Here is a 20,899-nt window from a genome sequence, read left to right as displayed (position 1 = left end):
GATTAATCACTTTATAAGGTCAGCCAGTTCAGAGGCAAATTCAGCACGTAGTTTTCCGGCACTGAACTTTTCTTTCCAGCGATTATGTGCGGTTTCTCTCATCGACAAGTAGGCATTGCGGTCCGACATCATTTCGTCTATCTTCTTGACAATTTCGGCAGGGGGAGTGCCGTGAGCTACGGTGATACCGCAATCGGGGGTTATGATTTCCGGTATGCCGCCCACTGCATTGCCGATTACCGGGACTGCATAGGAGATTGCCTCGCTAACAGCAATCGGACATCCTCCCTCGTAGTCGCTGAACAGCATTACCCAGTCGATCGGTTCAGTGTGATATATCATGTGTACGGCGCTGTTGTGGAGCGAGCCGCGTAATTCTATCTCAAGATTGACCGGAATAGCCTCTTTGCCGCATGATTGAGTGAGTGTATTCATTTCCGGTCCATCGCCTACATGAATCCATTTGACGGTTTTGTCCTTGTGGACCTTTGCGTATTGGATTACAAATTCCAGATTTCTTGTCACCCCTTTTTCCGGTGACACACGCGCCACCGACAGAAAAGTAATCATTCCGCTCTCTTCATCGTGGCACTTGGCTTTATAGTCCGGATTATCTTTGTCAGAACCAAGTATCCTTGTGTGGATTTTGTGGTCATTGCCGGGGTATCTGTCTTTAAGGTAACGTTCGCCTTCGCGCGATGCGGGATAAAGGGCTTTCATTCCGGTCATGGCAAGTGCCCTAAGATAGGACGGACGATTTGGCGCGGCATGGTCAAAGATGTCATATCCGTGAGCTCTGGATACAAATGTCAGTGGCATCTCTTTAGATAATTCGTAAAGAGATATTGCCTGATAATCAAACCAGAATGTATAGAAAACCGTGGATTTAGTGTCAAGACCGTATTTGCTGATAATCCTTTTTAATTTGCGCCTGCATATCTCTACGTTCATGCAGTAGAACGATTGGGATATAAATTGTCTGAGATTGTCGTTGCTTTTTAGCAATTTCGCATAGTTGCGCCGCACGTACCTGCTGCAAAGTGCCGGCAGCTTGAATATCTTGCATCGTGAGCTAAGACTGTCAGCGATACTCCAGTCGATTATTATGCCCGGACCTTTAACCTCAGAGGCTGCGCCATATCGGTGGAGCGGGACTATTATCACGCGGTCAAATTCCCGGCTCAGGGCTTCAAGTTCGGGTGAGACGAATACTTCTTCGGTCACCGAACTTGAAGGGTATGCCGTAGTTATGAGCACTAAATTACTCGGCATGCAGGTCGGTTACAGGTGAGCCGCAATGTCATTGCCGATGTTTGTCACGTCAATGACACGTTTTGCAAGTTCGCCGTTTGCGATAATGAATGTAGCCGGAAGAGCCTGTACATTATACTTCATCAGCAGGTCGGTACCGGTAGCTGATGGATTGTAGACAGTGATCCAGGGCAGATTTTTTGCCGACTGTTTCCACTGGAACTCATCTTCATCAAGACCGATCTGGTAGATTTCGAGCCCGCTGTTATGATATTTTTCATATGCCTTGGCGAGTTCAAGATTGTAAGCCGGCGACCAGTCGGCAAGATATGCGGTGAAATTCAGCACCACTACCTTGTTGCGGCTTACGACGTCCGACAGCGTGTGGGTCGCACCGGTATTGTCGGTCAGTGCTATATCGAAAAATCCGATTTCGGTTGCGTGTACGGTGTCAAGCTGCTCTGTGTGGCGGGTTGACGGACGGTGGGCGAGATATAGCGCGCGCAGATACCTTGTGCGCGGGTCGGTCGGGCGGTATTGGTCAAATGCGTTGGCGACAGCTCCGATTACCTTATTGTCGCGGCGGTTGTCGGGATTGAATATGCGTTGTCCGTTTATCTGCTTGTTTATGATGTAGTAAGACACGATACCGGCAGGGTCGCCGATAATCATTCCTCCAAGTTCGCGCTTTAGCAGCGAGTCACTTGCGGCGGCTGTATAGCCTTTCTGCTTTGCGATTTCTCTGATACGCGAGTCAACCGCCATAAGCATGTCGGCGGCGGTGCTTCCTGAGATTGTGTAGCCTGTGTCAAAGTTGTCGGCGTCAGCGGTCACTGACACAGTCTCGGTGCTGTCAATAGGGAAATATATGCTTTTGTCGCCAAGATTGAGCCTGTATATGTCAGGATAGCCTGCAGCCGCATGTTCAAATTTGAAAGCGCCTTTATCGTCGGTCATCACAGTGTCGAGCGTGTACCATCGTCCATTGTCTGAGGCCTGTACGATTAACATGGTTTTTGGCGCATTTTCAACATTTCCTTCAAGATTCCACTTTTTCTCAGAGTTACAAGAGAAAAACATCAGTCCGGTTGAAGCAAGTGATATGATAAGTAATTTCCTCATAATGTGTAGCCTTTTTGTTGTGTGTGCAAATATAATATTAAAATGTCATTTATTGTTATAAATATATTTAACTTTTCGTTTCTTCGGTCAATTTAATCAATTGTTCGAGATGACGTACGGCTGCCAGTCCGCTTTGGATAGCATCGACATAGTGATTGTGGATACTGCGTATCTGCGGATTGTCTTCCGGCTCGCCTCTTACAGCATCAAAGTCGGCGCGGGCACATTCTTTGTCTCCGTCAATACCGAATCCTACCATGACTTTCGCCCCGAAATCCTTCAGCGCGTCGGTCTTTCTCATGCGGTCAAGTGCCGCCACGGTCTCTGTCCAGCGCTGTATTATCGCCTCAATATCTCGTGGCGTCATATCTTCAATTGACTGGCTGTAACATTTGTCAAAGTTATTGACGACAAAATCCCATGCCATGTCGGAATACCGGTCATCTATTTCCTTTAGTGCCGATGCTACCGATTCAAGAGTGTCAAGCTTTCCATCAGTGATTCCGGCGCAGATTGTCTCAATCTCTGATTTCGGGACAATCATGCCGGCTGCGTCGATCCACTCCCTGACGTCAGTCTTTCCCCCGGGTTTCAGTTGCTGTAACAATTCCTGAGTATTGCCCGGCTTCAGTGACAGGACTTTACGCACTACCGCCCATCCCATGAAATAGTCTACTCCAAGAGCATACATCTGTCTGCCGCGGGCTATAGCCGATGATTTGATTGATATGTTACGCGACCCGGCTGTCTCGGGGTTTCGCTCATAGTCATTGAGAAAACTGATGGCGTGGTACATCAGCGAGGTAGTCAACGGGTTAAGCGCATTGTAGTTTACTATGTCGAGGCGCTCGAGCTCTTCACTCCGGCAATCGCGGCTTGCCCATTTCATGATGTCGCGTATGGTGCCTGACGTCGAGAGGTTTGCCGCCGGTATGACAATAGATTTTTTGTCGGCTCCTATCACATAGGAATAGGGCAACACTGAAGTGTCGGGGTGGTCATAATGGCTGCCTAACACAGCGGAGAAATATCCGAAGCGCGCAGGCCACATGACATAAGCGTTGCTGCCGGTCTTGCATCCGCGTGCCATTATGCCGCAGTGTATAGGTCCGGTCTTGTAGTGGTGATTGCTCTGGTTGGTGCCTGACCCGGCATTGAAGAAGGAGAACATGCCGCCGATAAGCAGCGTCGACTTGTGCATCGAGACAGTGTGAGGCCCGGCAAAAACGGCCGCCGCTTCACCACATTCAAGCACACAGTTGCTGAATATAAGAGAGTCGTGGGCGACAAATCCGTTGCTTACGGTGCTTGCCTGTCCGATAAATGTATTTTTTACGATGGCGCTCTTGTCGAGCCGTGCTTCTGAAGCGAGAATAAAATGCTCTGCAACGACGTTTGGTCCTACAAATGCTTTCTGTCCTACAGTTCCGTCCCATAAAAGGGAAGAACCGTTGGCATAGGACTCTTTTTCAAAATTCACGTCGGTTACCGACCCTATATTGGTAAGCTTCGCATATTTCCCTATTATGCCTGACGACTGTTTCTTTTCAGAGGCATAATCACCAATCATTTTCTTCAGCTTCCCGACAAGAGCCTCGTTATGGCGATACATTGCGATGATGTAGGCAATCTGCGCGGTCAGCTTGTCATATATCGGCACACTCCTGCCTCCGGTCTCGTCAAGCACATTGACTTCAGTGCCATTCCCGAATGAGCGTGAGCCGGTGCATATCACCGACCCTACGTTAGATATGTAGGCGTGGTCATCTATGTGATAGTTCATGATGCACTCGGCTACATGAGAGATGTGTACGTTGTCGCCTACGGTACAATTCTGTAGAGTCGCGTCATATATGCCCGACTGGGCTATGAATCCGGCAGTGCCGATTACCTGCTCGTCGGTAAGACCAAGAAATATCTCACCCGAGAAGTCTACGCGGGCATAGCAGTCAGGATTGAATCCATCCTTTACTTTAATAGAGTTCCAATCGGCGGCACGGCAGCCGTTGCCACGGAGTGTCGCTATCTCGCCGGGTGTTATGTCACGATAGCACATGATGATTGGTTATAAGTCGGTTATTTATTTTGTATCGTCGGGTGTGGCATCATCTTCCTCGTCATATTTCTGGAAAAGGAAGTCATTATAGGGGAAGCGGGTCAGATGTACCTCTTTAGCCTTCTCGTAAAGCATAGCCTTCAATTCGTCGATGTTTATCTGCTTTTTTGCCGAGATGAACACACAATTGTCATTCATCTTAGCCATCCACGAGGCTTTTAAGTCGTCGAGAGAAAGGTTTTCACGAGTGGCAGGCGTAAGGTCATCGTCATCCTTCGGCTTATAGGTGAATGCGTCGACCTTGTTGAATACAAGGATATGTTTCTTGTCGTTATGCTCTCCACATATTTCATTGAGAGTCTTTTCCACAACTTCAATCTGCTCCTCAAACTGTGGGTGACTGATGTCGACGACATGGACAAGAATGTCAGCGTCTCTCACCTCGTCAAGGGTCGACTTAAAGGAATTGACAAGATGGGTGGGGAGTTTGCGGATAAAGCCTACGGTGTCGGTGAGAAGAAACGGCAGATTGTCGATAATCACTTTCCTTACAGTAGTGTCAAGAGTGGCGAAAAGCTTGTTTTCGGCAAACACGTCGCTCTTGCTCAGCAGGTTCATCAGGGTTGACTTGCCGACATTGGTGTAGCCTACGAGAGCCACGCGGGTCAGCTTGCCTCTATTTTTGCGCTGTATTGATTTCTGCCTGTCAATGCTCTCCAGCTCGTCTTTCAGTCGGGAGATTTTGTCAAGGATTATGCGTCGGTCGGTCTCAATCTGAGTTTCACCGGGACCACGCATACCGATACCTCCGCGCTGGCGTTCGAGGTGGGTCCACATTCGAGTCAGTCGCGGAAGCAGATACTGATACTGGGCAAGCTCTACCTGAGTCTTGGCGTTTGCCGTCTGTGCGCGTTTTGCAAATATGTCGAGGATAAGGCTTGTGCGGTCAAGAATCTTTACCTGTAGTTCGCGTTCAAGATTTGCCACCTGCTTTGTCGAGAGGTCATCGTCAAAAATGACGAGCCCTATGTCATTGTTTTCGACATATTCCTTTATTTCATCCAGCTTGCCTTTCCCGACAAATGTGCGCGGGTTGGGGTATTCGACGCGCTGGAGAAATTTTTTCTCGGTTACCGCGCCGGCGGTGTCGGCGAGAAATTCAAGCTCGTCGAGATATTCATTGGCTTTTGCCTCGTTCTGCCGAGGGGTTATGAGACCTACAAGAACTGTCTTTTCTGAAGTCTCTTTGCTTATGATATTTTCTTTCATCGGTTCAATAGTTCGTTATATTCTTTTGGTTGGTTGATGAGCCTCAGCCCTTCCACATAGATGGGGTTCAGCTCATTCATTATGCGGAAGTAGGAACCGTTTTCAAACAGGTCGCGCGCAAGCAGTGCTTTCAGCAGCGACTTCATGTAGGTGCTGCTTTTGGCATATTGCTCTTCATCATACGTAATGCCCTCGTCGGTGGCTCTGTCGATGACCTGCTGCATAATTTCCGGCGACACCTCAAATTTTTCCGCAAACTCCACCTCCGTAGGATATGTCGCGGAAAGTTCTCCGCGGTGAGCATCCATATATGATAGCGCCCATTTATAGATGATGCCTTTGGCAAGGACATCGCGGTAGTAGGGGGTGTACCACATGGTGTCAAGCGGTACAAACTTGTCGGGCATTATGCCTCCTCCGCCATATACTGGACGGTGAGTCTTTAATGTTATGAATTTTAACGAGTCGGGAAGGTGTATAGAGTCGGAGTGCATGAGTTCTCCTGACTCGAAACGATGCTTCATGTCGCTGTGGTAATCGTCAAGATCGCCTTTTGTGTAAGGCTTCTGTATGCATCTTCCGGAGGGTGTGTGATAGCGCGAGATTGTCAGGCGTATCATTGACCCGTCGGGGAAGGGGAACGGGCGCTGTACAAGTCCCTTGCCAAAGGTGCGGCGTCCGACTATGACACCGCGGTCATGGTCTTGAAGCGCTCCGGAAAGGATTTCGCTTGCCGAGGCTGAATAGTTATTGACCAGGACTACGACCCTGCCTTTGGTGAAATCACCGTCTTTTTCCGCCTTATGGCTGAAACTTGGTGTGCGCAGGGCTTCGGTGTAGACGATGAGGTCGCCTTTTTTTAGAAAATGGTTGGCAAGCTCGGTTGCCGCATTCAAGTATCCGCCTCCATTATCCTGCAGGTCGATAATCAGGTTCTTCATGCCTTGTTTGCGCAGTTTGTCAAGCGCTTCGTCAAATTCCTTCGGCGTCTTTTCTGCAAACTGAGAGATCCTGATATAGCCTGTCTCAGGGTCAGCCATATATGCCGCGTCAATGCTGTAAATGGGTATGTCGTCACGGGTTATGCTGAAGTCAATGAGTTTGTCGACACCGTGGCGCAGCACCTTGACATTGACTGTCGTGCCTTTCGGACCGCGCAATCGCTTCATTACTTCCGAGTTTTTCATCTTTACTCCGGCGATGAGGGTGTCGTTGACCTCGATTATTCTGTCGCCCGGAAGGATGCCGACCTTTTCTGACGGACCGCCGGCAATGGTCTGGATGACATAAAGCGTGTCGGTCGTGGCAATATTGAACTGGATGCCTATTCCGCTGAAATTTCCGGTCAGCGGTTCGGTGAATTCCCGTGTCTCCTCGGGTGAGGTATAGAGCGAGTGCGGGTCAAGGGTTTTAAGCATAGCCTTGATTGCCTCGTCAACAATCGTGTCGCGGTTTACATCATCGACATAGTAGGTGGATATTATCCCCTCGGCATATTGCAGCTTGCGGTCGGCGGTAAGCTCAAATCCCGCTGCTTTAAGTGTAAACGCCACGCCCAGGAGCGATATAATCAGGTATAGTGACTTTTTCATTTATCGGTGTGTTATAGTGATTCTGATTCAGGGACAAACTGGCTTATGTCGTAGCCACACCGGTCAAGGTCGCGCACCATGGTGGAGCTGACATATTGCAACTCGGGCAGCGTGTACAGCAGCACGGTCTCTATTCCGGAGATGCGTCGGTTGGCATAGGCGAGATTGCGCTCATACTCGTAGTCGGCGACAGTCCTGACGCCGCGGAGTATAAACCCGGCATTATGCCTGCGAGCTATGTCGACGGTCAATCCGTCGTAGCTTACCACTTCTACGCGCGGTTCTCTCGCCATGGCTTTCTTGATGTGGCGCACACGCACTTCCGTCGGTTTGTAACACCTTTTTGCGTCATTGATGCCGACGGCAATGATTATTTTATCAAATATCTGCAACCCGCGCTCCACAATCGACAGGTGTCCTATGGTGAAGGGGTCGAATGTGCCCGGGTATATGGCTATGCGTTCAAGAGATTTGTGAGTCATCTTCGATTACGAGATTGTCAATAATAAAGTTTTGGCGTTCGACTGTGTTTTTACCCATGTAAAACTCCAGTAGCTCGGCTACGGCATCTTCTTTGCGTAGGGTCACGCGGTCAAGCCTGATGTCGGGACCGATGAATCCGCGGAACTCTTCGGGCGAGATTTCACCGAGACCCTTGAATCGGGTGATTTCGGCGTTGGCTCCGAGCTTGTTGATTGCTTCGATACGCTCTTCGTCATTATAACAATAATAAGTCTCGTCGGTTGCGCCCTTTGCCGCTTTTTTCCCTATGCGCCTTGTCGTTTTTCCGTTTCTCACTCTGAAAAGAGGAGTCTGAAGCACGTAGACATGTCCTTTTTTTATCAGGTCGGGGAAAAACTGAAGGAAGTATGTGAGAAGCAGAAGCCTGATATGCATTCCGTCAACGTCGGCATCGGTCGCGATTATCACCTTGTTATAGCGCAGGTCGTCGATGCTTTCCTCGATGTTCAGTGCCGCGCGAAGGAGCGCGAACTCATCGTTTTTGTAGACATCCACAAGCGGCATTCCGTAGGTGTTCAGCGGTTTTCCGCGGAGAGAGAACACGGCTTGTGTGTCGACATCACGAATTTTAGTGATTGACCCTGCAGCCGAGTCACCCTCGGTGATGAATATTGACGAAGCGAGTTTTTTGTCTTCATCGCCTTTCACGTCACAGAGGTGGGTGCGGCAGTCAAGAAGTTTTTTGTTGTGGATGGCAAATTTCTTCGCTTTTTCCCTCACTGCTTTGGTGACGCCTGCCATTGCTTTGCGCTCGCGTTCGTTTTCCTGTATCTTTTTCAGCAGGATGTCGGCTGTGGTGAGGTCTATGTGAAGATAATTGTCAAGCTCTTTCTTGATAAAGTCGCCTATGAATTTTGCCACGGTAGGCCCGTTAGGTCCCATGTCGCGTGAGCCCAGTTTGGTCTTTGTCTGAGATTCAAATACCGGCTCCTCGACTTTTATCGAGATTGCAGCGACCATTCCGCCGCGAATGTCGGAATATTCAAAGTTTTTGCCGAAATATTCCTTGATTGTACGTGACACAGATTCACGGAACGCTGTGAGGTGGGTGCCTCCCTGAGTTGTGTGCTGCCCGTTGACAAAAGAATAGTATTCTTCGCCAAACTGCTTTGTGTGGGTGATTACAGCCTCGATATCATCGCCTTTCAGGTGAATGATGGGGTAGAGCGGCTCGGTCGTGAGGTTCTCCCTTAGCAGGTCGAGCAGGCCGTTGCGCGAGTAATAGCGCTTGCCGTTGAGATATATCGACAGCCCGGTGTTCAGGAATGTATAGTTTTTTACAAGCTGCACGATATACTCTTCGTGGTAGTGATAGTCGCGGAATATCGAGTTGTCGGGGGTGAACCTGACCAATGTCCCGCTCGGCTCGTCACTTGCCACTATGCCGCTGTCGTTGATTACATTTCCGCAGCTGTATTCGATGGTGCGCGCCTGACCGTCGCGTGCGCTTGTTATTATGAAGTCGGTCGACAATGCATTGACCGCCTTTATGCCGACACCGTTTAGACCTACCGATTTCTTGAACGCCTTGGAATCATATTTCGCACCGGTGTTCATTTTCGACGATACGTCTATGAGCTTGTCGAGCGGGATGCCCCTGCCGTAGTCTCTTACTGACACGGTTGCATCGGTGACTGTGACATCTACCTGCTTGCCAAACCCCATCATGTATTCGTCAATGGCGTTGTCAAGCACTTCTTTGAGAAGCACATATATGCCGTCGTCATTCTGAGAGCCGTCACCGAGCTTGCCGATATACATACCGGGTCGCAGGCGTATATGCTCTTTCCAGTCGAGCGTCTTTATGTCGTCGCCGGAATAGTTGACCGGCTTGTTTTCGTTTTCTTCTTCCTGTAATGTGATGTCGCTGGTGTCACTCATGTCGCGTAGTCAAGGCTTTTAAGATTATTCTTACAAAGTTACACAAAAGTGACAAATAATGCAAATCTAAAGATTTAGCCCTGAGAGTATGCGGGTATAGGTGGCAATAGCTTCGCGTATTTCTGACGTGAAGATAAATTCATCGGCGGTGTGGGAGCGGGATGACTGTCCGGGACCTATTTTTACTGACGTCCAGGGCATGAGAGCCTGGTCGCTTAATGTCGGGGAGCCGAATGGGACATATCCGAGCATCTTGAGGCGCCGGACAATCACGTGGTCGGGTGATATGTGTGAGGGGTTAAGGCGCGTCGAGCGTGGCGTGAACCTACATTCCGGCACGGCAGCGCGTATCAGCTCAAGTGTCTCTGCATTGGTATAGGCGTCGGTTGTGCGCACGTCAACCACCATCTTGCACAGGTCGGGCACGACATTGTGCTGGGTTCCGGCATTGATTTGCGTGACGCTGATTTTTACATGTCCGAGCAGTTCCGACACTACCGGCAGGCGCAGGTTCTTGAGCGTGTATATGGCGTCGGCGGCATGGTATATGGCATTGTCGCCTTCATCGCGGGCTGCGTGGCCGGCTACGCCATAGACTTCGGCGTCAAGCACCATAAGCCCTTTTTCGGCGATTGCCGGGTTCATGCCTGTCGGTTCGCCCACGATTGCGAGGTCTACGCGGGGGAGTAGCGGGATGACTGACTCGATGCCGTTTTTGCCGCTTATCTCCTCTTCTGCCGAGGCGAGCATTATAAGGTTGTAGGACCGCGGCATTTCCGACATGTAAAGGAATGTCGAGATTAGCGAGACCAATGAGGCTCCGGCGTCGTTGCTGCCGAGCCCGTATATGCGTCCTTCTTCATCCTCTTCCGGTTTGAACGGGTCGCACGTCCATCCTGCCGCCGGTTTTACAGTGTCAATATGGGAGTTGAGAAGCAATGTGGGAAGTGACGGGTCGTAGCCGGGAGCTACAGCCCATACGTTGTTGCCGTGACGGTTTGGCGAGTGTCCGTTTGTCATTAGGTGACGCTGGATTATATCGGCGGCATGCACTTCTTCCCTGCTTAACGAGGGGGTGGAAATAAGTTCTTTCAACAAGTCGATTGCCTGGTAATATAGCTCATCCATATATTGAGAGTATGTGTTTGTGTCTTTTGCGAGTGTTCCGGCAAGCGTTTAGGCGCATGCCGCATGCAAATATACTACAATTCTTTCAGAGAGCGAAACGGGATGTCGTGCAGGGCAAGAGAGTCGGCATAGCGGTTGTGGCGTCGCGGGTGCAAGTCATTGCTTAGTATTATTGAGTCGGGGCTATACCGGCTGTAGATGTCAATGACATCTCCTCTGAATCCACGGCATATCACGGCATGGGTGGGGCGAGGCTCGCAGGCAGGGTCGGGCAGCTCATTGTCTGCTACGGTGAGATAGCGGTTCTCTCCGATTAAAGTCAGGCTGCACATTCTTGTCACCGAGCCGAATACTGCTGAATCGGGTGCTATGATTATTGAGTCGATGTGATGGATGCCGAGGTAGTCGCTGTAGGTCAGCATATAGTTTTCGACAAGGTTTTTGGCGTTCTGCGGTTTTGCCGTTGTCAGCAGGTAGGCTTTGTCGTGGTGACGGTAAAGGCATGAGGTGGAATATGTCTCGTAGGTAAGAAACATCTCTTCATCGGCATGTGCCGGCTGTGATACAGTGAAGCATAGGCAAGTGGCTGTCGCGATTGACAGGCAGATGTATCGGAATATGCGTTTACGCAGATATATCGCCGAGATAAGCGAAGCGACGGTAAGAAAGTAAGGCACAGCTACCCATGCCGGGAAATAGATGTGGTTGATGGTTGCATTAGGGAGATTGGAGATGAATGATACAAATGAATGTATTGCCGAATAGAGCAAGTCGATGAAAGCGCATAGCCACGAGGGGTCGGCGCCTGCTGCCCCGGCGACAAGCAGCATGACGCCCGCACCCATAAGAAACGGCAATAATATCAACACAGGGATGTTGGCGAAGAGGAAATAGAGGGGAAATGAATGGAAATAGTAGGCTGACACTATGCCTGTGCCTATGGTCGCCGCCACACTGACGCTTGCCGTTGACGCGAGATAAAACAGCACTTTGTTTTTGCGACTGATGCGGTTGACAGCGGGGGCTATGGCGAGTATCGAGGCTGCTGCCAAAAATGACATCTGAAATCCGGGCTGATACATCTGGAGCGGGTCGCAGACGATGATCACGCAAGCGGCGAGCAGGAGTCCGTTAAATCCGAAATAGCGTCGCTGAAGCATCACTCCTCCGCTTATGGCTGTCGCCATGATTACTGCGCGAGTGACCGACGGGGACAGGCCGGTAAAGATGGCATATGCCCAAAGCGCCACAATGGTGAATGTCAGCCTCAGGTCGCGCAATCTGAATAGATGCAACGGAAATAACACGATGGAGATTATGATAGCCAGGATGCCTACATGTAGTCCGCTGAGGGCAAGTATATGAGCCACGCCTGCCGAGGAATACAGCCGGCGGGTGTCTTCGGCGAGTATGGAAGTGTCGCCTGTGATTGTGGCGGTAAGAAATTCACAAGCCTGGGGAGATAGCGAGCTTCGTTTAAAAATGTCGCCGGCAAGAGGTCGCAGGCGGCGTATTTCCCAATAAAGGTTGTGTGATGCTCCTGTTATTGAGATGCTGTCGGGAGGTGTGAATCCACGGTATATTATCCCCTGTGTCCTTAGCCTGAATGTGTTGTCGTTAGCCTTGCTTGTGCGGGGACGCGGTTTTTGCAGCTTGCCGTTGAGTTTAACGCTGTCGCCTATTGATAGCATCGTTCCTGTCGAGGGGACTGTAAGGCGGGCTTTGATGTCGCCATATTCAAGGGTGTTGAACGCCACGACAATATGTTGCCCAGATTCGTTGGTCAGGTTGCTCTCTACGATTGCCTTTTGTGAATCGGCATGAAAAATGTCGGGATAATCCTTGCCGACCGGGTTGATTATAAGTATCGCCGTGACAAGGATTATTGTTACAGGGAGTAGCGGGATGTAGGAGAGGGGAGGTCGCAATTTTTATAGCCCAGGCGGTTTATTCATTCCATATTTTCCACGCGGCAAAAGCCTGTAGAAGGAGCATCTCAAGTCCGTTTTTTGTTTCGGCGCCATGTTCCGCCGCTTTTTTCATGAACATAGTCTCCTCCGGATTGTAGACGACGTCGTAGCATAGGTGAAGCGGAGTCAGCAGATTGTAAGGAATATCGGGGCACTCTTCGACATGGGGATACATGCCAAGCGGCGTGGTGTTGACAATCACTGTGTGTGACTCCATTATTTCAGGCGACAGGTCTTTGTATGTCAGTATGCCTTCTCCTGCCTTGCGTGACACATAGGTCGGTTCTATCCCGAGATTTATCAGCCCCTGGAACACAGCCTTCGCGGCTCCGCCTGTGCCGAGCACAAGCGCTTTTTTGCGCTCCGGGGTGAGCAGTGAGCGTATCGAGTCCATGAACCCGATTATGTCAGAGTTGTAGCCTTTGAACTTCAGGTTGTTGTTGTCGTGAACAATCTTGATTACATTTACCGCGCCTATCTTTTTGGCGTTGTCGTCAATTGAATCAAGATAGGGCAGCACCTGCTCCTTATAGGGGATGGTGACATTGAGTCCGCATAGATTGGGATACTCGGCTACTACCTCCATTAAATCACCGATGTCGGGCAACTCGAAGTTGAGGTAACGGGCATTGATGCCTTCCGACTGAAACTTCTGGTTGAAGTAATTTTTGGAAAAGGAGTGGGACAGGGGATAACCTATCAGTCCAAATATACGTTCATTCTTGTCTGCCATAATCGGTGATGTTTTCTGGTTGTGTTGCAAAATTAATCATATTGTCAGAATTATTTATTAATGGAGCCTAATTTTTTTGTGTATTAGTAAAATTGTGTAACTTTGTCGTATGTTTTATAACATTGCTACACGGCACTTGAGATGATTAAAAAAAGCACTTTAGAAAAGGTAATCCAGGAAGACCTGTCAGAAATATGGTCAATTCTTGACGGCGATGAAAAACGTCGCATCGTCGAGAATTTTACTACCCATACATTTAAAAAGAATCAGATAATATATGCCGAGGGCGAGGAGCCTGAGTTTCTGTGGTGTCTGCTTAAAGGCAAGGTAAAGCTGTATAAGGACGGAATAGGAGGCAGGCAACAGATACTGCGCCTGATACGCCCCGTGCAATACTTCGGCTACCGTGCATGTTTTGCCGAGGAGGCATACGTGTCGACGGCTGCGGCTTTTGAGCCTTCTGTGCTTGGCTCTGTCCCCATGACTGTCGTAAAGGAGCTTATTCAAAACAATATAAAGCTTGCCTGGTTCTTTATACGCGAGCTGTCGCGCAATCTCGGCGGCTCCGACACGAAGATTGTCAATCTTACACAAAAGCACATACGCGGTCGCCTTGCCGAAGCTTTGATTGCGCTGAGGGAGAGTTACGGATTTGAAGATGATAACGCGACTCTAAAAATTTATATGGCGCGTGAAGATCTCGCCAATCTATCCAATATGACGACTTCAAATGCCATACGCACACTTTCCGGTTTTGTCAATGAGAAAATTCTCATCGTCGACGGAAGACGTATTAAGATTATAAATGAATCGGCACTCCGTAAGATAAGCAAATTCGGATAGCGGGGTGTAGGTTCAGTCGGGTAGATATAGAATAAACCAATATCGTGTCGTAGTCGGCACGATATTTTTTTGTTTGCGTATTAACATATTTTAACTTGGGGGGGGGGTAAATAATTCATCTATATTTGCAACTGTTGATATAACCAATCATTAATAAACTATGAGGAAAACCTTTACTTTTTTACTATGGGCATTGTCATCAATGATGGTTTTGCCCCTTGTTTCGTGTGGAGATGATGACGATGAAGCCGGTGGTGGCGACTCACCTGTGGCGACAGGCAACAAGCTGTCATCGATTACTGTTGCCGGTATCCCTGTATTCAATGTGAGCTATGATAGTTCCGGTCGCATTTCAAGGATGAAAATGGATGAAATGGAAATAACGCTTTCGTATAATCCGCTCACCATTAAGTCTCGTGACGATGAAGATAATTTAACGCTCTCCAATATCTCTACCAATTCCCGCGGTTACATGACTGAAGCTATTGTTTCGGAATTAGGTGATTCATGGAAGGTGTCGCTTACCTATGATTCTGCCGGGCACCTTACAAGCATGACCACAGATGGAGATACTGATTTTTTTAATTGGAAAGACGGCAATCTGATGAGTGTGGCTTATGATGGAGACGATATACTCTATACCTATTCGACTCTTGAGAATAAGGCTGGAGTTTGCAGTCCGTTATGGGATCCTCTCGGCCCGTTTTCCATGACCGGTCTGTTTGGCAAAGTGTCCAAGAATTTCCCCATGACTATGTACAATCCTGTGTTGTATGATGTGACAGAGTTTGCTTATCGATTGAATCCTGACGGTACAATATCCGCCGAACAGGTCACGATAGACGATATTACGATAACCATGTCATATAATTATGCCGGAAGCAGGGCAGGTGATGCCTGTGATGTAACCTCTTTGCAGGGCTCTAAAAACCGCTTCAAATCATTGTTTAAACGTAAAAAATAAAGACTATGAGACATATACTTTTTTTGTTACTGGCAGTAGCTTCTGTTGCCGGAGTGAGGGCGCAAGAGCCGGTTGACAGCCTTGATTATCTTCGTGACGAACTTGATGCGGCAAATGCTGAACTTGCGGAAAAGGATCTTGAAATAGAGAGGCTGAACCGCGAGAAGAACTGGAACTCAATATGGGGCAAGGGCAAATATACGATGCTTTCTTATGCTCCGACCGCCAACGTGAAGGCTGAGGGATTGAAGGAGAAGGCAAGTTTTTCATTTGCCATAACTAAAGGAAACAGTTATTTCTTCCCGAAACGCCCTATCGCCGGCTTGCTCAAGGTGGGTTTTGATGTGCGCTGGACCGATATTCAGGTTACAAAATACAAGAAGCGTAACTTTGTGACCTCTGATAACTGGAATACTGACGGAGGTAACACCGGAGGTGATGACGACTATGGCGACATTCTGTCAAAATTCAATAATCTCGGAGTATGGGATTTGCATATCGGGGCTTTCGGCATAGGTCCTGTCGTATCGGTGGCACCTTTCTCGATGATGGATAATGCCGCAAAATATCTTCGTGCCACATTGTACTTCCACTATCAGCCTACTTTCGGGCTACACCTCGTCAGCGACGAGGGTGACTTAAACTCATCGATGGCTTATTGCAATATATTTGACTTCGGAGGAAAGATACAGTATAGGCGTGTGGCGCTCGGCGTGGAAAGCCGCTGGGGTTCGGGAAAGTATTCCCAGATTGCTGTGTTAAACAGTTCTGACGATGAAGACAGCCGGCCCAAGATAAAGCGCGACTTCTCTTCGTTCAGGGTTTACATCGCCTTTACATTATAAGCACAGGCAACACAATGTATTGAAAGGGCTGCGGCTATTGTCGCGGTCCTTTCCATTTTTGTACACGCTGAATCATCGTATATCTACCTCTGTCGGTCGCATTCAGACCCCGTTCCCCGATATTTGTTAACGCTGGGGTCGCATATCTCTGAGTGGTTTTTGTCTTGTGATGAAGGAGCGTAGCTTTTGCTACGTGACAGAGGAACAAGGCAAAAAACGCCAGAGAGATGCGATGGTAAGGTGTTTTTATTGATTGCCGCACAATTTATCACACATAAATTCGGTTATATTATTTTAACCATCAGTAATCTACATGAGCAAATATGGTTATATCTGACCGGGACAGGGTGCCGGTGGAAACTTCTACCCCATGGCTTACCCAAATGGCGTACCGTATATGAATTTTACCGCAAATGGCTCACTACCGGATTTTTCGACCGGATGAACGTGGCATTGATTTATGTCGCAAGGAGTTCGCTACGGATGTCGTGGTCCATTGGTCGGACGCTTGAAAGAAGGATTGTCTATGAATCCGGAGTGCGTAAAATCGAATTTCGGCACATCGGAATTCAAACCGGTTGACGGCAGACGGGTTGTGGAGCGAACATTTTAGTGGCTTGAATCCTTCAGACGTTTAAACAAGAATTACGGGCAATTTCTGCACACCGCAAAAGGTATTGCGATGGTGGCGTGCGCAATGTTCATGTTGCGGTTCGTATAGTTCTAAACCGTTCCGATTTCATCACAAACAGATGTATTCTCAATTATCCGAGGCAAAAGTTACATTCGCCTCGGCCAATCGCCGTGCATCTGCGTCCGCTTGTTTCGGTCACAATGCAACCGCATTGCTCCCTCACTGCGTGAACACATCTGCACAACGCTTGACCGCCCCGGCCTTAACAAATATTGGGGAACGGGGTCTCAGAGTATGCGTCGCTTTATTTTTCCGCTGTCGGTACGGTCAAAGCGGGTCACTGCGATAATCTCTTTGGGGACACTGTAGCGGTCAAGCCGCTTGCGGATTTCCGGCATCAGCCGGTCTGTGTCGACTGATGTCGCCTCGATGTATAAAACAGCTTCCTGTCCCCAGCGTTCGCTATGTCTGCCGATGATATAAAACGGCTCATTGATAAGTCCTGCCAGCTGTCGCTCGATTAGTTCGGGGTGAAGTTTTATGCCGCCTGAGATTATTACATTGTCATGCCTGCCTATCCATCGGAAACGGGATGGGCTTATGACCTTGGCGATGTCGTTGGTGACAAGTTGCCGGAATGAAAATTCCGGTGCATTGATAATAAGGCAGCCTCGGTCGTCGGTTGAAGCCGTTATGCCGGGAAGCATGTCGTATATGTCACTGCGCGAGGTGATGTCACGTAGCGCGACATGGCTGCAGGTTTCGGTCATCCCATATGAAGCCCACGCTTTTATCCCTGACTCGGCAATGAGGCTTTCTTCTGCCGACGATAGCGGGGCGCCCCCGATAAGCAGGTTCTTGATATTGCCGGAAAGCCTATTGGACAATATGCCGGCAAGCTGTGCCGGGACAATAGGTACAAGGTCGAGAGTGCCGTAGTCGGAAGCCATAGGATGAGATGAGGGAGGCTCGACATGTAGACGGGCACCGCTTACGATAGCCCTTACAATCATCATTTTCCCGGCTATATAGGATGGCGACAAAGGAAGCAGCATGTTGCTGCCGGAGTCTATATTGAAAAAGCGGCATGTGGCTTCCGCTGATTTCAGCATGTCGCTTTTAAGGAGCTTTATTTCCTTAGGCTCACCGGTCGACCCGGAAGTGTGGGCTGTCACATATGGCTCCGGGGCAAACCATTCTTTCAGAAATTCATCGGCGAGACCTTTAGGGTCGTCAATCATTAGCGCCAGTCGAGTTGCGGGAGTTCCCATTTTCTGTCAGGGTTATATCGCAGCACATCCCGTGTCTGCACGAGAGGTGAAGAGATGTTGTTGAGATACAGTTGTCCTGTGCCGAGTCCCTGGGGCATGACCGGCTGCTTTACGGATACCCACTGTGCTATGGCGTTGAGCCCTATGTCAGATTCAAGCGCCGATGTAGCCCACCATTTTATGCCGTGTCTCTCTGCGGTCGAAATCCATTCGTCGGCTGAGGCAAACCCTCCGCACAGCGAAGGCTTCAGGATGATGTAGTGGGGACGGATTGCCGATAGCAGCGACTCCTTTTCTTGTGCATCTGTGCATCCGATAAGTTCCTCGTCAAGGGCTACAGGTATCGGGCTTTCGCGACATATGCGCTCCATTTCCTTCCATTGTCCCTGAAGGATGGGCTGCTCGATGGAGTGGATGGAAAAGGGTGACAGCATCTCAAGCCTCTGCAGCGCATTGCCGGGCGTGAAAGCCCCGTTGGCATCAAGGCGCAATTCAAGCCGGTCGGGGGCAAAGCGATTCCTTATATATTGCAGGAGCCTAAGCTCCTCATTGAAATCGATGCCACCGATTTTGAGTTTGACACACCTGAATCCGGCATTGAGTTTTTCGTCGATTCGTGACAGCATCTCTTCTGCTGAGCCCATCCAGATAAGTCCGTTGATGGGTATTTCACTTTTCCCCAGGCTCCATTGTGACGGAAACGGGTGACGCGTGCCGCCGTTGTCAAGGTCGGCGAGTGCTGTCTCAACACCGAAACGCAGTGACGTCATAGGCGGCAACTGTATCTCTTCGCGGCACTTCGCGGCATTTATTGCCCGACACGTTTCTCTCAGCCTCTCTTCATAGTCAGGGAGGTCGTCATCACCAAGACCTTTGAACAGGGCACATTCGCCTACGCCGAAATTTTTGCCTGAATCGTCCCGGATGCGTATATAGTAAGTGGCGCGTTCGGTGAGTGTGTCACGCGAAGTCACCGCTTTGTTTTTGAAATGCAGGGTATAAGTGGCGTATTCGGCTTTCATCGGTTATCCCGGAAATTTGGGGAACTGCGAGAAATCGGGGTCGCGCTTTTCAAGGAACGCGTTTTTGCCTTCCTGCGCTTCTTCCATGAGATAATACATCAAAGTCGCGTCGCCGGCAAACTCCATCATGCCGCGCTGTCCGTCAAGTTCGGCATTCATGGCTCTCTTGATCATTCTGATTGCCATCGGGCTGCGCTTCAGGATGGTTTCACACCATTCCACGGTTTCATCCTCAAGGCGTTCAAGCGGCACTACTTTGTTTACCATGCCCATTTCCTCAGCTTCTTTGGCTGTGTATTGGCGGCAAAGAAACCATATTTCACGTGCTTTTTTCTGTCCTATACATCTCGCAAGATAAGATGAGCCGAATCCGGCATCGAAACTTCCGACTTTGGGCCCTGTCTGTCCGAATCTTGCGTTTTCTGACGCTATCGTAAGGTCGCATACAACCTGTAATACATTTCCTCCGCCGATTGCGTAGCCGTTGACCATGGCGATTACTGGCTTGTGGATTGAGCGTATTGCCTTGTGCAGGTCAAGCACATTAAGCCTGGGTACACCGTTTTGGTCAATGTATCCTCCGATTCCTTTTACCTTCTGGTCGCCTCCGGAGCAGAAAGCTTTGTCGCCGGTGCCGGTCAACACGACAACACCTATGTCGGGGCGTTCGCGGCAGATTGACATTGCGTCAAGCATCTCGAAATTGGTTTGCGGGCGGAATGCGTTGTACACTTCGGGGCGGTTAATCGTTATCTTGGCGATGCCGCCATATTGCTGGAACAGGATGTCCTCATATTCCTTTATAGTAGTCCATTCTCTCATAACACATATTTTTTTGCAAATATAGCTACAATAAATCTCTATTTCCTGTAGATAGTGGCGTTTTTCTGTTAAAAATTGCGTTAAAAAGATGGATGTAACAGAATGTATTCTATAATGTAATAAAGATGAAATGCTTTGATTGTTTTGTAATGCTAAGTAACATAAGTAATTATGTATTAACTATAGTTAATTAACTTGGTAAAACTAAAATATTTACAAAAATGCATTGTCAGTATGAAAAGTATTATTATATTTGCGCTGTAATTGATTTGTAACAAGTTTGTGAATCAATTGCAATAAGTAACGACAACTATTTACATTAAATTATCTATTATGGGTTCTTCTAATTTTCAAACAAAGCTTTTAGGATTGCAAAGCAATCTTTTAAATTTCGCTTATCTTCTCACGTCCAACCGTGACGATGCCTATGATTTGCTCCAGGACACCACTCTGAAGGCTCTCGACAATGAGGACAAGTATGTCGACAATGTAAACTTCAAAGGATGGGTGTTTACCATCATGCGCAACATCTTTATCAACAACTATCGTAAGGTGGTTCGCTCTGCTACGATTATTGACCAGACCGAAGACCTCTATCATCTGAATCTTCCACAAGATTCCGGGTTTGAGACTCCCGAGGGCTCTGTCGCAGCAAAAGAAATCACTGCCGCTATCGACTCTTTCAGCGATGACTATCGCATACCTTTCTCAATGCATGTGGCAGGATATAAGTATAATGAGATTGCTGAAAAAATGAATCTCCCCCTTGGCACTGTAAAGAGTCGTATCTTTTTTGCCCGTCAGCGTCTTCAGCAGACACTCAAGGATTATCGTTAACCGGCGGAATCCAACCGATTAACCCGTAAAATATTGATAATTTCTATTTAGGGTCATGCTCCGGCATGGCCCTTTTTCGTGTCGTTATTGTATCGCAATTAAATGTTTCTGTCGCCGCGCTGCGTGTCTTTTTTATT

Annotated in this window: 18 protein-coding genes; 5 read left to right on the top strand and 13 right to left on the bottom strand. The window is 48.7% G+C overall.

All coding sequences use genetic code 11. From position 1 onward, the window contains the following. Nucleotides 1-6: 6 nt before the first annotated feature. The 10 genes from E4T81_RS02630 to E4T81_RS02585 form a co-directional block, all read right to left on the bottom strand. The gene (locus tag E4T81_RS02630) at nt 7-1,272 is read right to left on the bottom strand and encodes a glycosyltransferase (protein WP_135041136.1); all 1,266 of its coding nucleotides are present in this window, start codon (nt 1,270-1,272) and stop codon (nt 7-9) included. 9 nt (nt 1,273-1,281) lie between these two features. After that, complete coding sequence (locus tag E4T81_RS02625) at nt 1,282-2,373, bottom strand: TlpA disulfide reductase family protein (RefSeq protein ID WP_135041135.1); 1,092 nt, start codon at nt 2,371-2,373, stop codon at nt 1,282-1,284. Nucleotides 2,374-2,440: 67 nt separating this feature from the next. After that, nucleotides 2,441-4,429, bottom strand: coding sequence for a DUF4954 family protein (locus tag E4T81_RS02620; RefSeq protein WP_135041134.1), 1,989 nt, complete (start codon nt 4,427-4,429; stop codon nt 2,441-2,443). A 24-nt stretch (nt 4,430-4,453) separates the two neighbouring features. Next, nucleotides 4,454-5,698, bottom strand: coding sequence for a GTPase HflX (hflX, locus tag E4T81_RS02615; RefSeq protein WP_135041133.1), 1,245 nt, complete (start codon nt 5,696-5,698; stop codon nt 4,454-4,456). Then, nucleotides 5,695-7,290 carry a S41 family peptidase gene (locus tag E4T81_RS02610; RefSeq protein ID WP_135041132.1) on the bottom strand — a complete coding sequence of 532 codons (1,596 nt, stop codon included), beginning with the start codon at nt 7,288-7,290 and terminating at the stop codon, nt 5,695-5,697. The genes hflX and E4T81_RS02610 overlap by 4 nt, the downstream gene beginning before the upstream one ends. Before the next feature lie 11 nt (nt 7,291-7,301). Further along, complete coding sequence (gene coaD / locus E4T81_RS02605) at nt 7,302-7,772, bottom strand: pantetheine-phosphate adenylyltransferase (RefSeq protein WP_135041131.1); 471 nt, start codon at nt 7,770-7,772, stop codon at nt 7,302-7,304. After that, complete coding sequence (locus E4T81_RS02600) at nt 7,753-9,693, bottom strand: DNA topoisomerase IV subunit B (protein WP_135041130.1); 1,941 nt, start codon at nt 9,691-9,693, stop codon at nt 7,753-7,755. The genes coaD and E4T81_RS02600 overlap by 20 nt, the downstream gene beginning before the upstream one ends. A 66-nt stretch (nt 9,694-9,759) precedes the next feature. Continuing rightward, the gene (locus tag E4T81_RS02595) at nt 9,760-10,821 is read right to left on the bottom strand and encodes a M20 family metallo-hydrolase (RefSeq protein ID WP_135041129.1); all 1,062 of its coding nucleotides are present in this window, start codon (nt 10,819-10,821) and stop codon (nt 9,760-9,762) included. A 74-nt stretch (nt 10,822-10,895) separates the two neighbouring features. Beyond that, nucleotides 10,896-12,749, bottom strand: a complete 1,854-nt coding sequence (locus E4T81_RS02590; RefSeq protein WP_135041128.1) for a ComEC/Rec2 family competence protein — start codon at nt 12,747-12,749, stop codon at nt 10,896-10,898. Nucleotides 12,750-12,768: 19 nt separating this feature from the next. Further along, on the bottom strand, nt 12,769-13,524 hold the full coding sequence (locus E4T81_RS02585; protein WP_135041126.1) for a shikimate dehydrogenase: 756 nt from the start codon (nt 13,522-13,524) through the stop codon (nt 12,769-12,771). Between the two features lie 141 nt (nt 13,525-13,665). Between E4T81_RS02585 and E4T81_RS02580 the strand changes: the two genes are divergently transcribed. The 4 genes from E4T81_RS02580 to E4T81_RS16055 all read left to right on the top strand — a co-directional run bounded on the left by E4T81_RS02580 (nt 13,666) and on the right by E4T81_RS16055 (nt 16,758). Beyond that, nucleotides 13,666-14,367, top strand: coding sequence for a Crp/Fnr family transcriptional regulator (locus tag E4T81_RS02580; RefSeq protein WP_135041124.1), 702 nt, complete (start codon nt 13,666-13,668; stop codon nt 14,365-14,367). A gap of 160 nt (nt 14,368-14,527) precedes the next feature. After that, nucleotides 14,528-15,331 (top strand): DUF4595 domain-containing protein, encoded by an 804-nt coding sequence (locus E4T81_RS02575; RefSeq protein ID WP_135041122.1) that lies wholly within the window; start codon nt 14,528-14,530, stop codon nt 15,329-15,331. 5 nt (nt 15,332-15,336) lie between these two features. Next, nucleotides 15,337-16,176, top strand: coding sequence for a hypothetical protein (locus E4T81_RS02570; RefSeq protein WP_135041120.1), 840 nt, complete (start codon nt 15,337-15,339; stop codon nt 16,174-16,176). A gap of 240 nt (nt 16,177-16,416) precedes the next feature. Beyond that, nucleotides 16,417-16,758 (top strand): transposase, encoded by a 342-nt coding sequence (locus E4T81_RS16055; protein WP_371683030.1) that lies wholly within the window; start codon nt 16,417-16,419, stop codon nt 16,756-16,758. Nucleotides 16,759-17,097: 339 nt separating this feature from the next. Here E4T81_RS16055 and E4T81_RS02560 read toward each other — a convergent pair whose 3' ends face one another. From E4T81_RS02560 to menB, 3 genes are read right to left on the bottom strand one after another with little or no spacing between them, the layout of a single operon-like run. Further along, on the bottom strand, nt 17,098-18,051 hold the full coding sequence (locus E4T81_RS02560; protein WP_167761597.1) for an AMP-binding protein: 954 nt from the start codon (nt 18,049-18,051) through the stop codon (nt 17,098-17,100). After that, nucleotides 18,051-19,103, bottom strand: a complete 1,053-nt coding sequence (gene menC / locus E4T81_RS02555) for an o-succinylbenzoate synthase (protein WP_135041112.1) — start codon at nt 19,101-19,103, stop codon at nt 18,051-18,053. The genes E4T81_RS02560 and menC overlap by 1 nt, the downstream gene beginning before the upstream one ends. A gap of 3 nt (nt 19,104-19,106) precedes the next feature. After that, nucleotides 19,107-19,925 carry a 1,4-dihydroxy-2-naphthoyl-CoA synthase gene (gene menB, locus E4T81_RS02550; RefSeq protein ID WP_135041110.1) on the bottom strand — a complete coding sequence of 273 codons (819 nt, stop codon included), beginning with the start codon at nt 19,923-19,925 and terminating at the stop codon, nt 19,107-19,109. Between the two features lie 333 nt (nt 19,926-20,258). Between menB and E4T81_RS02545 the strand changes: the two genes are divergently transcribed. Next, a complete protein-coding gene (locus tag E4T81_RS02545) occupies nt 20,259-20,762 on the top strand; it encodes an RNA polymerase sigma factor (protein ID WP_135041108.1) in 504 nt (167 codons plus the stop codon). Nucleotides 20,763-20,899 lie beyond the last annotated feature (137 nt).

The organism is Barnesiella sp. WM24, assembly GCF_004570975.1.
Classification (GTDB): Bacteria; Bacteroidota; Bacteroidia; order Bacteroidales; family Muribaculaceae; genus Muribaculum.
This window is presented reverse-complemented; position numbering and strand designations above follow the sequence as displayed.

Excerpts from the sequence above, each read along its gene's own strand:
- E4T81_RS02630 (WP_135041136.1), bottom strand. The coding sequence starts at position 1,272 with ATGCCGAGTAATTTAGTGCTCATAACTACGGCATACCCTTCAAGTTCG.
- E4T81_RS02625 (WP_135041135.1), bottom strand. The coding sequence starts at position 2,373 with ATGAGGAAATTACTTATCATATCACTTGCTTCAACCGGACTGATGTTT.
- E4T81_RS02620 (WP_135041134.1), bottom strand. The coding sequence starts at position 4,429 with ATGTGCTATCGTGACATAACACCCGGCGAGATAGCGACACTCCGTGGC.
- hflX (WP_135041133.1), bottom strand. The coding sequence starts at position 5,698 with ATGAAAGAAAATATCATAAGCAAAGAGACTTCAGAAAAGACAGTTCTT.
- E4T81_RS02610 (WP_135041132.1), bottom strand. The coding sequence starts at position 7,290 with ATGAAAAAGTCACTATACCTGATTATATCGCTCCTGGGCGTGGCGTTT.
- coaD (WP_135041131.1), bottom strand. The coding sequence starts at position 7,772 with ATGACTCACAAATCTCTTGAACGCATAGCCATATACCCGGGCACATTC.
- E4T81_RS02600 (WP_135041130.1), bottom strand. The coding sequence starts at position 9,693 with ATGAGTGACACCAGCGACATCACATTACAGGAAGAAGAAAACGAAAAC.
- E4T81_RS02595 (WP_135041129.1), bottom strand. The coding sequence starts at position 10,821 with ATGGATGAGCTATATTACCAGGCAATCGACTTGTTGAAAGAACTTATT.
- E4T81_RS02585 (WP_135041126.1), bottom strand. The coding sequence starts at position 13,524 with ATGGCAGACAAGAATGAACGTATATTTGGACTGATAGGTTATCCCCTG.
- E4T81_RS02580 (WP_135041124.1), top strand. The coding sequence starts at position 13,666 with ATGATTAAAAAAAGCACTTTAGAAAAGGTAATCCAGGAAGACCTGTCA.
- E4T81_RS02575 (WP_135041122.1), top strand. The coding sequence starts at position 14,528 with ATGAGGAAAACCTTTACTTTTTTACTATGGGCATTGTCATCAATGATG.
- E4T81_RS02570 (WP_135041120.1), top strand. The coding sequence starts at position 15,337 with ATGAGACATATACTTTTTTTGTTACTGGCAGTAGCTTCTGTTGCCGGA.
- E4T81_RS02560 (WP_167761597.1), bottom strand. The coding sequence starts at position 18,051 with ATGATTGACGACCCTAAAGGTCTCGCCGATGAATTTCTGAAAGAATGG.
- menC (WP_135041112.1), bottom strand. The coding sequence starts at position 19,103 with ATGAAAGCCGAATACGCCACTTATACCCTGCATTTCAAAAACAAAGCG.
- menB (WP_135041110.1), bottom strand. The coding sequence starts at position 19,925 with ATGAGAGAATGGACTACTATAAAGGAATATGAGGACATCCTGTTCCAG.
- E4T81_RS02545 (WP_135041108.1), top strand. The coding sequence starts at position 20,259 with ATGGGTTCTTCTAATTTTCAAACAAAGCTTTTAGGATTGCAAAGCAAT.